This window comes from Agromyces subbeticus DSM 16689 (assembly GCF_000421565.1).
Classification (GTDB): Bacteria; Actinomycetota; Actinomycetes; order Actinomycetales; family Microbacteriaceae; genus Agromyces; species Agromyces subbeticus.
Genome location: NZ_ATXG01000005.1, coordinates 1 through 11,745 on the forward strand (window position 1 = coordinate 1; position 11,745 = coordinate 11,745).

At 70.5% G+C, this 11,745-nt stretch carries 12 protein-coding genes; 8 read left to right on the forward strand and 4 right to left on the reverse strand.

The window, feature by feature from the left end; translation table 11 throughout:
* Nucleotides 1–1,232, forward strand: a 1,232-nt coding sequence (locus H521_RS26400) for a hypothetical protein (RefSeq protein ID WP_022892690.1), incomplete at its 5' end; no start/stop codon positions are given.
* Nucleotides 1,233–1,527: 295 nt separating this feature from the next.
* On the opposite strand, the gene yczR is transcribed toward H521_RS26400, so the two are convergent.
* Complete coding sequence (gene yczR, locus H521_RS0108970; RefSeq protein ID WP_022892691.1) at nucleotides 1,528–2,970, reverse strand: MocR-like transcription factor YczR; 1,443 nt, start codon at nucleotides 2,968–2,970, stop codon at nucleotides 1,528–1,530.
* 62 nt (nucleotides 2,971–3,032) lie between these two features.
* Here yczR and yczE point away from each other — a divergent pair, with 62 nt between their 5' ends.
* On the forward strand, nucleotides 3,033–3,728 hold the full coding sequence (gene yczE, locus H521_RS22455) for a membrane protein YczE (protein ID WP_022892692.1): 696 nt from the start codon (nucleotides 3,033–3,035) through the stop codon (nucleotides 3,726–3,728).
* A gap of 64 nt (nucleotides 3,729–3,792) precedes the next feature.
* Here yczE and H521_RS0108980 read toward each other — a convergent pair whose 3' ends face one another.
* Entirely contained in the window at nucleotides 3,793–4,551 is a 759-nt protein-coding gene (locus H521_RS0108980) for a MerR family transcriptional regulator (RefSeq protein ID WP_022892693.1), read from the reverse strand.
* A 319-nt stretch (nucleotides 4,552–4,870) separates the two neighbouring features.
* On the opposite strand from H521_RS0108980, the gene H521_RS22460 reads away from it, so the two are divergent.
* From H521_RS22460 to crcB, 5 genes are all read left to right on the forward strand, one after another.
* Nucleotides 4,871–5,770 carry a DUF4097 family beta strand repeat-containing protein gene (locus H521_RS22460; protein ID WP_022892695.1) on the forward strand — a complete coding sequence of 300 codons (900 nt, stop codon included), beginning with the start codon at nucleotides 4,871–4,873 and terminating at the stop codon, nucleotides 5,768–5,770.
* Nucleotides 5,767–6,411: a PadR family transcriptional regulator gene (locus tag H521_RS0108995; protein ID WP_022892696.1), complete on the forward strand. Its 645-nt coding sequence runs from the start codon at nucleotides 5,767–5,769 to the stop codon at nucleotides 6,409–6,411. The genes H521_RS22460 and H521_RS0108995 overlap by 4 nt, the downstream gene beginning before the upstream one ends.
* 223 nt (nucleotides 6,412–6,634) lie before the next feature.
* Nucleotides 6,635–7,150, forward strand: a complete 516-nt coding sequence (locus H521_RS0109000; RefSeq protein ID WP_022892697.1) for a GNAT family N-acetyltransferase — start codon at nucleotides 6,635–6,637, stop codon at nucleotides 7,148–7,150.
* 9 nt (nucleotides 7,151–7,159) lie between these two features.
* On the forward strand, nucleotides 7,160–7,579 hold the full coding sequence (locus H521_RS22465) for a fluoride efflux transporter FluC (RefSeq protein ID WP_022892698.1): 420 nt from the start codon (nucleotides 7,160–7,162) through the stop codon (nucleotides 7,577–7,579).
* 5 nt (nucleotides 7,580–7,584) lie between these two features.
* A complete protein-coding gene (gene crcB / locus H521_RS0109010; protein WP_051159241.1) occupies nucleotides 7,585–7,959 on the forward strand; it encodes a fluoride efflux transporter CrcB in 375 nt (124 codons plus the stop codon).
* A gap of 63 nt (nucleotides 7,960–8,022) precedes the next feature.
* Here the strand turns inward: crcB and H521_RS24985 are convergent, their stop codons facing one another.
* Nucleotides 8,023–8,811 carry a copper resistance CopC family protein gene (locus H521_RS24985; RefSeq protein ID WP_022892700.1) on the reverse strand — a complete coding sequence of 263 codons (789 nt, stop codon included), beginning with the start codon at nucleotides 8,809–8,811 and terminating at the stop codon, nucleotides 8,023–8,025.
* Nucleotides 8,812–8,913: 102 nt separating this feature from the next.
* Complete coding sequence (locus H521_RS24990; protein WP_022892701.1) at nucleotides 8,914–9,522, reverse strand: hypothetical protein; 609 nt, start codon at nucleotides 9,520–9,522, stop codon at nucleotides 8,914–8,916.
* Nucleotides 9,523–9,638: 116 nt separating this feature from the next.
* Between H521_RS24990 and H521_RS22480 the strand changes: the two genes are divergently transcribed.
* Nucleotides 9,639–11,744, forward strand: coding sequence for an APC family permease (locus H521_RS22480; protein WP_022892702.1), 2,106 nt, complete (start codon nucleotides 9,639–9,641; stop codon nucleotides 11,742–11,744).
* Nucleotide 11,745: the final 1 nt, after the last annotated feature.

The window sequence follows — 11,745 nt, forward strand, 5'->3', positions numbered from 1 at the left end:
ACGGTGTCGGCTCCGGCACCCAGGCGCTCATCGACGTGTCGATTCCCGTGACCGTGGGCGGCAACGCCATCTCGGTCATCGGCGACTCGTCGTCGGAGGGCGCGACCACCGAGGTCGCACCGGCACCGGCACCCGCCGCGGCCGAGGCACCCGAGACCAGCGGGTCGGACTCGCTGCTCGGCGGCACACAGGGACTCGTCAACGTGTCGGTTCCCATCACCATCAGCGGCAACGCGATCTCGGTCATCGGCGATTCGTCGACCGAAGACGCGAGCACCGCGGTGGCATCGGGCGGCTCGAACGACGCAGGCAGCGCGTCGACCTCGGGTGACGACGGAATCCTCGGCGGCACCCAGGTGCTCGGCGGCATCGGCATTCCGATCACGCTCGGCGGCAACGCCATCTCGGTCATCGGCGACAGCACCAGCAGCGGTGCCGCGACCGTCGTCGAATCGGGCACGGCATCGGGCGGGGCATCCTCGGCCGAGACCAGCGGCGAGGATTCCATCCTCGGCGGCACGCAGGCGATCGTGGGCGGCTCCGTGCCGGTGACGATCGGCGGCAACGCCATCTCCGGCATCGGCGACAGCACCAGCACCGACGCGACGACCGTGGTCGAATCGGGCTCCGGCTCGGGTGGCTCGGCCGAGACGAGCGGTGAGGACTCGGTCCTCGGCGGCACGCAGCTGCTGCCGTCGCTCGCTCTGCCGGTGACAGTCGGAGGCAATGCGATCTCGGGAGTGGGCGACAGCACGTCGACCGATTCCGAGACGGTCGTGACGCCAGGAACCGGGGTGGGTTCGGCGACGACGGATGGTGACGGCGGGCTGCTCGGAGGAACACAGCTGCTGCCGAACCTGTCCCTGCCCATCACGATCGGCGGCAACGCGATCTCGGTGATCGGCGACAGCGAGACGGACGGATCGACGACCATCGTCGACCCGGTCGACCCCGTGGACCCGGTCGACCCCGTGGACCCTGTCGACCCTGTCGACCCGGTTGACCCGGTCGACCCCGTTGACCCGGTCGACCCGACGAACCCGACGAACCCGACGACGCCCGCAGGTGCCGGCGGGAGCGCGACGGTCGCCTCCGGCGCCGGATCGAGCGCCGCGGACTCCACGACGCTCGCGTCGACGGGAGTCGACCTGGGCGCCCTCGGGCTGGCAGTACTCGCGTTTCTCGCGGGCCTGCTGCTCGTCGGCTTCCGCCGGTTCGCGATGAGCCGGTAACACCGGGCTGCGCCCGGCGCCGACCTACCCGGCGCCGGGCCCATCCCCCGGCAGTTCTCACTGCCCCAAACGCTCCGTGCCGTCGACCCGTTCGGCACGGCAGGCCGCTTGCCCCATCGGCGGCCACGAGGGGCGGCGGACGAGCGCAGTCGTCCGCCGCTCCACCTGCTCCACAGAGCTCCGTGCCGGCAACCCGTTCGGCACGGCCAGGCCGCGGCTGGGGCGCCGCGGCCGATGGGGGCGGCGGGCGAACGCAGACGTCCGCCGTCCCGCATTCCTCCGCCCGGTGGCGGAGCTACACCACCGACTCGATCAGGCTCTGCTCGGGTGCCGGCGCAGCTCCCGACAGGGAGCGCCACGCCCTGGCCAGGGCCTGCACCGCGGCATCCGTGGTCTCGGCGGGGTAGCAGATCGGCAGTCGCAGGAACCGCTCGAACGCTCCGTCGATGCCGAATCTCGGGCCCGCCGCGACGATCAGGCCCTGCGCCCTGGCAGCCAGCGCGAGCTGCGAACTCACCGGTGCTCCGAGGCCGATCCAGGTCACGATGCCGCCATCGACGCGCGGCACCCGCCACTCGGGAAGGAACTGCGCGAGCAGCTGCTCGAGGCGGTCGCGCCCGGAACGAAGCTGTTCGCGGCGCAGCTCGAGGATGTCGTCCATGTGCGGCAGGGCACGGGTCACGAGCAACTGCTCGATGATCGGAGTGCCGAGATCGCCGGGCGAACGCACCGCCAGCAGCCGCCTGATGAGCGGCCGGTCGGCGCGGATCCAGCCGACGCGCACCCCGCCCCAGACCGTCTTGCCGACCGAGCCGACCATGATCGCCGGCCCGTAGGCGGCCATCGGCAGGAGCGATTCGGGGCGATCGATGTCGAGCTCGCCCGTGGTCTCGTCGGCGATGATCGCGGTGCCCTGCCGGGCGGCGGCATCGAGCACCCGCTCGCGGGTCTGCGCACTCATCGAGCGCCCGGTCGGGTTCTGGAAGTCGGGCATCAGATACGCGGCGACAGGGTTCGAGTGGCCGATCGCGCGAGTCAGCGCCTCGGTCTCGGCCTCGCCGCTCCACTCCGGCTCGTCGTGCGGGGCGACGCCGACCGGCACGAGCCGGGCGCCCGCGGCGCGCAGTGCCTCATAGGCGTGGGGGTAGGTCGGCGCCTCGATGACGGCCCGGTCGCCGCGGCCGATGAGTGCCCGCGAGAGCAGCGCGATCGCATGCTGGGCGCCGATCGTCACCATGATCTGCTCGGGCATCGTCGGCAATCCGCGCGCGGTGTAGCGGTCGGCGATCACGGCCCGCAGGGCTGGCGTGCCGATCGGGTCGAAGCCGGCGTCGCCGAGATGCTCCGGCAGCTCGTCGAGCGCTTGCCGTGCGAGGTCGGGCAGCCAGGGCAGGGCGGGCGGCGCGGCCTTCGAGAAGTCGATGTAGTCGGCCGCGGGGGGTGCCGGCAGCATCGTCGGCGCACCCGGCAGCCGCGCGACGCTGCCCGAACCGCGCACGCTCAGCACGAGGCCCTGCTCGCGCAGATGGCGATAAGCCGCCGTCACGGTCGTGCGGCTGAGCCCGAGGCGAACGGCGAGATCGCGCTCGGCCGGCAGCCGGGTATCGACCGGAATCCGGCCGTCGAGCACGAGCAGCCTGATGCGCTCGGCGAGCGCGTGGTACGCGCTGCCTGCGCCCGCGCGCCAGTCGCCGAGCAGGTTCTCGAGCGATCGTGCGCTCAGTGTGGACTCCGCCATTCGAGCCACTTTAGACGAATTGGCTCTTTGCGAACAGGCCAATCGTGCCATTGGATTGCAGAATGCCCCGCTCCATCCGTTTCACCTCGGCCGATTCGACGCCCGTCCTCGTGCGTCGGTTCGTGCAACTCTTCGTCGGTCTCTTCCTCTATGGCATCGGCATCGCCCTCATCGTGCGCGGCGAACTGGGCGTCGGCCCGTGGGATGTGCTGACGCAGGGCATCTCGAAGCACACCGGCCTCGGCTTCGGCCTCATCACCGTGCTCATGAGCGGCGTGGTGCTGCTGCTGTGGATCCCCATCCGCCAGCGACTCGGCTTCGGCACCGTGATGAACGCGCTGCTCGTCGGCCCCGCGGCCGACGTGGGCCTGTGGCTCATCCCATCGGGGCTCGACCTCTGGGTGCGCATCGTCCTGCTGGCCTCGGGCATCGTGGTGCTCGCCGCGGCGACCGGCCTCTACATCGGCGCGCACTTCGGCCCCGGGCCGCGCGACGGCCTGATGACGGGCCTGCACCGCGTCACCGGTTGGAAGATCTGGATCGTGCGCACCGGCATCGAGCTCGTCGTGCTGGCCGCCGGCTGGCTGCTCGGCGGCAACGTCGGCATCGGCACCGTCGCCTTCGCACTGCTCATCGGCCCGCTCTGCGGCTACACGATCCCGCTGTTCGCGATCAAGCGCAGCCCGGTCGTTCCGAGCACCGGCCGAGCGGATGCCACCACGCCCGAGCCGACGCCATCCGCAGCGTCGCCGGCCTGACCCAGAGACCGCAGTCGCCCCCGAGGCGGGGACACCTCGGGGGCGACTGCATGTGCAGCTCGCTCTAGAGCTCGCGCTCGGCGTACGCCGTCATCGCGTCGCGCACGAACTCGGCACCGGCCTGGCCGCCGTAGTTCGCGCCGAAACGCTCGTCGGCCACGTACATCTCGGCGAGGCCGAGGAAGTACTCCTTGCTCGGCCCTGCACCACCGCCACCCGGCGTGCCGGGCACGCCGCGCAGCCACTCGAAGTGCCGCTGCGCGAGCGCCTGCGCCTCGTCGCCCGCGGGGTCGACGCCCCGCTCGAACGCCGCGACCCAGTCGCTGCTGAGTTGCGACACGCGCTGCTGCCAGGCGGCCTTCTCATCGGCGCTCATCGAGCGCCACCACGCGTCGCTCTTCGCGTACGCGTCCTTGCCCCAACGCTCCTCGACCTCCTCCTTGTACTGAGTGTGGTCGAAGCCGTCGAACATGTTCTCTGCCATCAGTTGTTCACCTCCTTCCAGTGCTCCGATGGTGCTGACGACCGACGCGATCTGCCGCGCCAGCCGATCCTGCTCGCCCCGCAGCCACTCGAGGTGACTGCGCAGGGCATGCGGGGCGCTCACCTCTCGGTCGAGCACCTCGCCGATCGCGGGGAGCCCGAGCCCGAGCTCCCGCAGCAGCAGGATCCGCTGCAGGCGCACGAGCGCGGCATCGTCGTAGTGGCGATACCCGTTCGAGCCGATGCGCGTCGGCGCGAGCAGCCCGATGTCGTCGTAGTGACGCAGGGTGCGGCTCGTCGTGCCGGCGAGCTTCGCGATCTCCTGAATCGACCAGTCCACGTCGTGCTCCTCTCTCGTGACCGGGGCGCTCTGGCCCACGTCTGCAACGGTAGAGGTTGACGTGACGTCAATGTCAAGCAGCGGCGACCTCGGCGTCGGCGGAACATCCGAGCGGCACGCCGGAGTGCGCCGGCGTGTCGCTTCGATCATCCGCCGACTCGCTGACGGCTGATGGTGCGTCGACTTGCATCACGGGCAGACGCGATATATCGTGTTGATATCGCACACGCGATATATCGCGTCACAGACTTCGAGAGCAGCGGATGCCGCGACATCCGCACCTCGCATACGAACGCAACCGCGACAGAAGGAGCACCACATGTCCATCGAGAAATGGGTCGTCAACCCGGGCGAGACACGAGTCATCGACCTCGAACTCGTTCGCAAGCTCAAGGTCGGCCTCATCGGCGGCAAGGTCGACGTGATCGCCCACGACGAGCCGGGCGCTCGCATCGAGATCTCGAACGTCACCGGCAAAGACCTGAAGGTCGAGATCGACGGCGACGCCCTCGAGATCGATCACCCGCAGCTGCGGTGGGACAACTTCGTCGACGTCTTCAAGGGCTTCATGGGTCAGGCGAAAGCCGACGTCTCGATCCTCGCTCCGCGTCACGTGCTGCTGAAGCTCGGCGTCGTCTCGGGCGATGCGCTCATCTCGGGTTTCGCGACCGACGCGAAGCTCAGCACCGTCTCGGGCGACCTCGTTCTCGACAACCACGAGGGCGACGTCGAGCTGTCGACCGTCTCTGGCGAGCTGTCGGCGGGCAACCACACGGGGCGCATCACGGCGCACTCGGTGTCGGGCGACGTCGTCGCCACCGGTGACGTGCGCTCGTTCAACGTCGACACGGTGTCGGGCAACATGATCCTCGACGCCTTCGGCACTCCCGACCGCGTCGACACCAACACGGTCGCGGGCGACCTGACCGTGCGCTTCGACGCCGGCACCGGCGCGCGCTACCGCATCAACACCGTCGGCGGCACCGTGCTGCTCGACGACACGACCATCAAGGGCATGCTCGGCAAGGGCTTCGAGCGCACCACGGGCGAGCTCTCGGGCACCTGGCTCGACCTCGGCGCGAACAGCGTCTCGGGTTCGATCTCGGTCATGCGCCGCGAGCCCGGCGATCGGGCGACGGATGCCTCGAGCTCGAGCCGCGACGACGAGTCGGGCACGACGGGCGCCACGAGCACCGCCGACCACGAGGCATCCGCATGACCCCGCCGGTCTTCGCCCACGGAAGTCTGCGCCTCTACCTGCTTGCGCTGCTCGAAGAGCGGCCGCGCCACGGCTACGAGCTGATCCAGGCGCTCTCCGATCGCTTCGGCGGCACCTACAGCCCGAGCGCCGGCACGATCTACCCCCGTCTCTCGAAGCTCGAGGAAGAGGGCCTGGTCTCCAAGTCGACCGACGGCCGCAAGACCGTCTACGAGATCACGGATGCCGGTCGCGCCGAGCTCGACGCACGCCGAGGTGAGCTCGACGGCATCGAGAACGAGGTCACCGACTCGGTGCGTCGACTCGCCGACGGTGTGCGCGCCGAGGTGAACGGGGCGATGCGCTCGCTCCGCGCCGAGCTCGCGAGCGCGGCTCGCGAGGCCAAGCGGTCGGCGACGAAGGCACCGGCGTCGGCGTCGGGTGGCACCTCGTCGACCGGCTGGGGCGGTGACGCTCGCGCCGAGTCGAGTCGCGCGGTGCACGAGATCGACCTCGTGCTGAGCGAGTTCCGCCAGCAGCTGCGCACCGACCTGCGCACGCATGCGAGCCACGGGCGGGTGACGCCCGAGTCGGTCACCCTGCTGCGCGCTCGCCTCGCCCAGGTGCGAGCCGATGTCATGGCCACGCTCACCGACCACTGACCCGGGCCGAATCGGCCCCAGAGAGTTGGGCGGCGCCTCCCCCGGGGCGCCGCCCTTCGTCGTCTTCCGGCGCGATCGGAGCCGGGCGACGTGACGCTGTGCGCAATTCCGGATGCCTCGTGCGACACGCCGCACAGAGAGTCTCCGCCCCGGCGTGTCCGCCGAGGCATCCGGAGTAGTGCACAGCGACGGCGATGTGGGCGGGTGATGATTCGATGAGCGCATGCCCGAGATCGAGTTGCGTCCGTGGTCCGAAGACGATCTCGCGCTGCTGCATCGCGCGAACACGCACGAGCTGATGGACCAGCTCGGCGGCCCCGAGAACGACGAGCAGGTGCTCGCGCGGCACGAGCGGTACCTCCGCCTGCAGCGCGAGGGCACCGCCCACCAGTTCCGCATCATCATTCCCGGCCATCCCGATGGCGTCGGCATGGTCGGCTATTGGCAGCACGACTGGCACGGCGAGCCCGCGCTCGAGAGCGGCTGGTCGGTCGAGGCCGAGTTCCGGGGCCAGGGCATCGCACCCACCGCCGTCGTCGCGATGCTCGAGACGGCACGCGCGACCGGCGAGACCCTGCCCGTGCACGCCTACCCGCGAGTCGACAACCCGGCCTCGAACGCCGTGTGCCGCAAGGCGGGCTTCCGGTTGCTCGGTGAAGAGCAGTTCGAGGCGAAGCCCGGCCTCGTGCTGCACACCAACGACTGGGTCTTCGACCTCGCGGCGTCGTCGCGGGCATAACCTCTGGGAGTGCGCTCGTATCTCGCCGTCGCCGTCGGCGGCCTCATCGGCACCGGCCTCCGCCTCGTCTGCGACCTCGCGTTCCCGCACTCCGACGACGCCTTCCCGATCGAGACCCTCGTGGTCAATCTCCTCGGCTGCCTCGCGCTCGGCTGGCTCGTCGGCGGGCTCTGGACCCGGCCGGCAACGCCTGTCTGGCTGAAGGCCGGCCTCGGTGCGGGCGTCATCGGCTCGTTCACGACACTCTCCGCCGTGATCGCGTCGCTGCTCGCGCTGACTCGCGAGGGCGAGGTGTGGCTCGCCGCGCTCTCCCTGCTCGTCTCCGTCGTCGGCGGTCTCGCCCTCGCCGCGGCCGGACTCCAACTCGGTTCGACGCTCGCGCACCGGCCGCTTCCGCACGACGTCAGCGATGCCGGAGAGACCCTGTGACGAGCATGGCCCTCAGCCCACTGGTCATCGCCGCCGTGCTCGTCGCGGGAGCGGTCGGCGCCGTGCTGCGCTTCGCGCTGTCGCGCGCCTTCCCCGTACGGCCAGGGCACCTGCCGGGCGGCATCCTGCTCGTGAACGTGGTGGGCTCCGGCCTCGCCGGTGCACTCATCGGCCTCGCCGAGGTCGCGGCGATCGACGGCGCACTGCGCCTCGTGCTCGTCACGGGGTTCTGCGGCGGCCTGACGACGTTCAGCACCTGGAGCGTCGAGACGATCGAGCTGCTCGTCGGCGGTCGGTGGCGCGCGGCGGTGCTCAATGTGGGCCTGACACTCGTGCTCGGCATCGGCGCCGCGGCAGCGGCGTACCTCGCCGTGCGCTGACGCCAGAACGCTGCGAGCGGATGCCTCGGGGTCGGGGTCATCCGCTCGCTGGTCGTTCGCGCGTCAGGCCGCGTCGCCTCCCGTGCCCGTGCCCGTGCCGTTACCCGTGCCAGTGCCATCGCCGGCGCCGCCATCCGTGCCGGAACCCGGGCCCGCGCCCGGGCCGGCGCTCTTGCGCATCGCATTCACGATGACCGCGGCGATGAGCGCGAGGACTCCGAGCCCGCCGACGACGAAACCGGCGACCGCCCAGCCGTCGGGGCCGCTCGACGCGGTCTCCTCGGCGTCGCCGGCCTCACCTGCGTCCTCGCCCTCGTCGGCCTGCTCGCCCTCGTTCGCAGGCGCATCGTGCGGCGCCTCCTCGGTCCAGACGCCGGTTGCGTCGGCCCCCACGCCGAAGTCGATGGTGCCCTCGATGGGGTGGCCGTCGCTCGACACCGCGCGCCAGCGCACCTGGTAGTCGCCCTCGAGATCGGAGGGGAGCGACGCGGTGACGCGCGGGCCGACGACGACGGGCTCGCCGACGGCGACCTCACCGCCGTGGTGGTCGACCACCTCGACGGCGGTGCCGACCTCGATGATGTCGTTCGAGAACTCGAGCGAGAGCTCTGCCGGCGCGGCGTCGAGCACTTGGCCGGGCTCGGGGCTCGAGCCGAGGAGCTCGTCGTGCGCGAAGGCGGGCGATGCGCCCGCGAAGGCGATGCCCGCGGCGAAGGTGAGCGCCGCAGCGGCGAGCACCGCGGTGCGGAGACGATGGGTGCGGGCCGACGACGCGTCGTCTGCAGCGAACACGGCAGCAGAACCTGCAGCGGAGCCGCCTGCCGAAATGGTGGCGGAATTGGTGTTGGTCATTGCGATGGGAGTCTCTCTCCTCGGGTCCGGCTGCCGGCGAGCCCGCGACGAGCGCGTGCGCAGCGGCATCCGGAACGATCTGGTTCCGCCGGTCGGCGGAGCTTACGCGGAGGCGAAGAGAGCCGGCGGTCCGCGATAGCCGAACGCCGTGAAGCGCAGCCTCGACCGCAGCCGCGGCGCCGGCGAGCCGATGGCGCGACGGGCCAGCGGCAGGGCGACGTCGACGGGCAGCACATTCGACGCGGTGAGCCGCAGCACGAGGCGACGCGTCGCAGCACCGACCGCACGCCAGGCCGCTCGCTCGACGGCGACGAGGTACACGATCGTGAGCGCGGCGGCGATGGTGTGGCCGATGAGCATGGCACCGTCTGCGTGCGCGTGGTCACCGGCCGACCGCGCACCGTCGATGAACGCGACGGTCGAGTGGTGCCCGCCCCCGCTCACGACGACCGAACCGGTCGACGTGCCGGCACCGACGCCGAAGAGCAGGTGGAATGCCGCCTGGCTGACGACGACGGCGAGGGTGGTGCGCACCGGTGTCGCTCGGCGGCCGATGAGGGCGACGGATGCCGCGAGCGCGACGAGTGCCGCCAGTGCGACCCCTGCCCCACCGGGTGCTTCACCCCCGGCGACCCCGTGCGAGAACCCAGCGAGCAGCACGGCGACGGCCGCGATGGCCGCCCCACGCGCGAGCTGCGTCGCACGGTTCACGGCGTGCCCCCAGAGGTTCGAACGATCGGCGAAATCGCCACAACTCTACAAGGCGCGCCTGAGACTCCCTCGGGTCCGACTTGACACCGCCCGCCGCAAGAGTAGTGTCAGGCGCCGTGACGAATGAGGCGGATGCCCCGCCGGCCGAACTGAAATCGCCGAAGCACTGGATCATCGGCGACCCGCTGCCGACCGAGAAGCTCGAGGGTCAGCTGCTCCCCAAGCGCTTCGCGCTGCCGATCTTCGCGAGCGACCCGCTCTCCTCCGTGGCGTACGCGCCGCAAGAGCTGGTGATGATCCTCATGGTCGGCGGCCTGGCCTTCCTGAGCTTCGCGCCGTGGGTCGCGCTCGCGGTCGTCGTGCTGCTCGTGACGGTCGTCGCGAGCTACCGGCAGCTGATTCGCGCCTACCCCTCGGGCGGCGGCGACTACGAGGTCGCACATCGCAACCTCGGCGAGAAGTCGGGGCTCGTCGTGGCCTCGGCCCTGCTCGTCGACTACGTGATGACGGTCGTCGTCTCGGTCGCCTCGGGCGTCGACAACATCATCTCGGCCATTCCCGAGCTGAACCCGTTCCGCGTCCAGCTCGCGATCGTCTTCGTCATCATCCTCGCGGCCATCAACCTGCGCGGCGTCTCCGAGTCGTCGAAGGCCTTCGCCGTGCCGACCTATCTCTTCATCGGCAGCGTCTTCGTGATGGTCGTCGTCGGCCTGACCCGCACGTTCATGGGCGATCCGCCGGTCGCCGAGTCCGCGACGTTCGGCGTCGAGGCCGAGTCGCTCACGCAAGCGGGCATCATCCTGCTGCTGCTGCGCTCCTTCGCGAGCGGATGCTCCGCCCTCACGGGCGTCGAGGCGATCTCGAACGGTGTGCCGGCGTTCCGCCGCCCCAAGGTGAAGAACGCGCAGCGCACGCTCGTGCTCATGGGCGGCATCGCGATCGTGCTCTTCGCAGGGCTCACGACGCTCGCGCTCGTCTCGCAGGTGCACTACGCCGAAGACCCGTGCCATCTGATCGGGTGGGCCGAGTGCGCGACCGAGCCGCAGCGCAGCCTCATCGCGCAGGTCGCCGCGGCGACGTTCGGCGACGCCACGGTCTTCTTCTACCTGATCCAGGCGGCAACGGCGCTCGTGCTGTTGCTCGCGGCGAACACCGCGTTCAACGGCTTCCCGCTGCTCGGCTCGGTGCTCGCGCGCGACGGCTACGCCCCCAAGTCGCTCTCGACCCGCGGCGACCGCCTGATCTACTCGAACGGCGTCGTGATCCTCGCCGCCGCGGCATGCGTCATTCTGCTGGTCTTCCAGGCCAACCTGACGGTGCTGATCCAGCTCTACATCATCGGCGTGTTCGTCTCGTTCACCCTCGGCCAGACCGGCATGGTGCGGCACTGGCTGCGCGCGCTCTCGCAGCTGCGTCGACCGAAGCCGGGCTCCCCGAAGCGATCGGGACACGCCGACGACGACGATGCCGCGCCGCTCACGAGGGGCGCGATCTGGCGCGCACTCGTGATCAATGCGGTCGGCGCGGCGATGACCGCCGTCGTGCTCATCGTGGTCATCGTCACGAAGTTCACCCACGGCGCGTGGATCGTGTTCCTGCTCATGCCGATCCTGTTCCTGCTCATGATGGGCGTCAACCGCTACTACCGCGACGTCGAGAAGGAGATCGAGGTCGACCCCACGACGACCTTCGGCTCGGCGGGCGACCACGCCATCGTGCTCGTCGGTCGCATGCAGAAGCCCACGCTGAAGGCCCTCGACTACGCGATCGCCGCAAGGCACGACTCGATCGAGGCGGTGCACGTCTCGCTCGACGACGAGCAGACGAAGCAGCTCAAGAAGCAGTGGGCGAAGCAGAACATCCATGTGAAGCTGCGCATTCTCTCCTCGCCCTACCGCGACCTCAGCTACCCGCTGATCACCTACATCAAGTCGCGCCGAGAGGAGCACGGCTCCGAGGTCGTCACGGTGTACATGCCGCAGTACGTCGTCGGGCACTGGTGGGAGAGCATGCTGCACAACCACAAGGCGCGTCGCATCCGCCAGAAGCTGCTGCTCGTGCACGGCGTCACGGTCGCGCTCGTGCCCTGGTTGCTCGACTCCTCAGACCTCATCTACGGCCGGCGCTCGCGCCCGCTGCCCGGGCAGGATCGTCGCGGCGAGCCCGTGCGCCCGGTGCCGCGACGCCCACTCGCCGAGAGCGCGCAGAAGCCGAAGCGGTAGC

Coding starts and splice junctions, on each gene's coding strand:
- yczR (WP_022892691.1), bottom strand. CDS start 2,970: ATGGCGGAGTCCACACTGAGCGCACGATCGCTCGAGAACCTGCTCGGC.
- yczE (WP_022892692.1), top strand. CDS start 3,033: ATGCCCCGCTCCATCCGTTTCACCTCGGCCGATTCGACGCCCGTCCTC.
- H521_RS22460 (WP_022892695.1), top strand. CDS start 4,871: ATGTCCATCGAGAAATGGGTCGTCAACCCGGGCGAGACACGAGTCATC.
- H521_RS0108995 (WP_022892696.1), top strand. CDS start 5,767: ATGACCCCGCCGGTCTTCGCCCACGGAAGTCTGCGCCTCTACCTGCTT.
- H521_RS0109000 (WP_022892697.1), top strand. CDS start 6,635: ATGCCCGAGATCGAGTTGCGTCCGTGGTCCGAAGACGATCTCGCGCTG.
- crcB (WP_051159241.1), top strand. CDS start 7,585: ATGGCCCTCAGCCCACTGGTCATCGCCGCCGTGCTCGTCGCGGGAGCG.
- H521_RS24985 (WP_022892700.1), bottom strand. CDS start 8,811: ATGACCAACACCAATTCCGCCACCATTTCGGCAGGCGGCTCCGCTGCA.